This is a genomic window from Actinocrinis sp. (assembly GCF_035946395.1).
Lineage (GTDB): Bacteria > Actinomycetota > Actinomycetes > Streptomycetales > Catenulisporaceae > Actinocrinis.
On record NZ_DASYZI010000035.1, the window covers coordinates 1 to 1,920 of the forward strand.

Here is a 1,920-nt window from a genome sequence, read left to right on the forward strand (position 1 = left end):
CGGCTGCGGAACGGCGGCCTGCGGGAACGCCTCGGAGGTCACAGGGGTCTGACTCATCTCAGGCCTCGCTCACGGACCCGGAGCGGCTGCGCGCGACGATCGCGGACGCGGCGAAGTTGACGATCAGGGTGAGTACGAACAGCGCCAGGCCGGCGGCCATCAGCCCGGACATGTCCAGCGCGGTGGCCGCGCCGTAGTGGTTGGCGATCAGCGCGGAGACCGAACTGGTGCCGGCTTGCAGGATGTGCGGCTGGATCGAGTAGCCGATCGAGATGACGATGTAGACGGCGATGGTCTCGCCGAGCGCGCGGCCGAGCCCCAGCATCGTGCCGCCGATGACGCCGCCGCGGCCGAACGGCAGCACCACGGTGCGGATCATCCCCCAGCGGGTCGCGCCGAGCGCGTAGGCGCCCTCGCGCTCGCCGAGCGGCGCCTGGCTGAAGGCCTCGCGCATGACCGAGGTCGCGATCGGCGTGACCATCAGCGCGACCGTCAGCCCGGCGATGAACGTCGAGCCGCTGTAGACGTTCAGGTTGATCAGGGCATTGTGAGGATCCGCGCCGTCGACCTTGAGCAGCGGGATCCAGCCGAAGTACGTGGAGATGAACCGGGAGACGCCGACCACGTGCTGTTCGAGGAAGAGGAAGCCCCACAGGCCGTAGACCACGCTCGGGATCGCCGCCATCAGGTCGACCAGCGAGATGAGCGTGCCCTTGAGGAAGGCGGGGGCGTATTCGGAGATGTACAGCGCGGTCCCGAGCGCCAGCGGCAGGGCGAAGAAGATCGCGGTCAGGCCGATCAGCACCGAGCCGGTCAGCACGCCCGCGATGCCGAAGTCGTGCGAGTCCGGCTCCCACTGCTGCGTGGTGAGGAACTTCAGGCCGTCCACCCGCAGCGCCGACCAGCCGCGCAGCACCAGGAATCCGCCGACCAGCGCCATCATCAGCAGCACCAGGGCGCCGCTGCCGCGGGCCAGGCCACGGAACGCCCGGTCGCCGGTGCCGCGGCGGATGGTGATCGGCCGCGGCCGCGCCGCGTCGGCACCCGAGCCTGCGGCGGTTCCCGCTCCGGACGGCCCAGACAGCGGAGTGTACGAGGACGTGCTCATCGGCGGCCCGTGTTGCAGGGCTCGTCGGCGATCAGCGCGTCGGGCACCGCGGCGACGAAGTGGTTCAGGTTGTAGGCGCACTCGCGCTGCCGGTGGTACGGGCGCCCGGCCACCGCGACCGGCGTGCCGCTGACCGCCAACCGCCAACTCCACGCGCCGCCGGGCTGCGGCACCGACATGATCGCCGGGGTCACCCCGCCGATCTCCCGCTTGAGTACGCGCACCGCCTCGCGGCAGGACTCGACGTCGGGGTACCAGATCGGGCTGCGGCCGAGTTCGCGGTTGTTCGCGCCCAGCAGCCGCCAGGCCACGTGCTCGGATTTCTGCGCCGGGTTCAGCGTGTTCGGCACGATCACCGACCGGGCGTGGGTGCCGGCCCCGTTCGAGCAGACGAAGAGAAAGCGCGGACCGGCCACAGCTCCCAACCCCTTCCCACCCCAAGGTCGCGGTGCGTCTCGCCCGAGTCGACGCATAATTTTGTGTTTACACAACTCACTTTCGGCGCACTGGTGTGCACGTCCACCATTCGTGCACCCGTACTGCACGAACAGTCCCGGTCAGCGGCGACATGGTTCACACACTGTTGTGAACGCCGGACACCGGCCGCGTTAACGGGAATATTCGGAAGTGATGCCGTTGTCACACACGGCATGCAGTTTCTACCGGCACACTGAGGTTTTCTCGGTGGCGCGAAGTGGGTGATCAGGGGTGACACGCCCAGGACGGGATGATCTGTGCGTCCCGTGAACAGTAGTGGAGCCTGCCGGTAGAAGAGGTCTCACCACAAGATCTTCATTGCCGGAAGGCTCCAC

General features: G+C 68.4%; 2 protein-coding genes. Both read right to left on the bottom strand.

Annotated features, from left to right (window positions below):
- Positions 1-58: 58 nt before the first annotated feature.
- Positions 59-1,108 carry a phosphate ABC transporter permease subunit PstC gene (gene pstC, locus VGS97_RS02580; protein ID WP_326851530.1) on the bottom strand — a complete coding sequence of 350 codons (1,050 nt, stop codon included), beginning with the start codon at positions 1,106-1,108 and terminating at the stop codon, positions 59-61.
- Positions 1,105-1,524, bottom strand: a complete 420-nt coding sequence (locus tag VGS97_RS02585) for a hypothetical protein (protein ID WP_326851531.1) — start codon at positions 1,522-1,524, stop codon at positions 1,105-1,107. The genes pstC and VGS97_RS02585 overlap by 4 nt, the downstream gene beginning before the upstream one ends.
- Between the last annotated feature and the right edge of the window lie 396 nt (positions 1,525-1,920).

Bases quoted from the DNA above. Each gene is read 5' to 3' on its own strand.
- pstC (WP_326851530.1), bottom strand. From the start codon at position 1,108: ATGAGCACGTCCTCGTACACTCCGCTGTCTGGGCCGTCCGGAGCGGGA.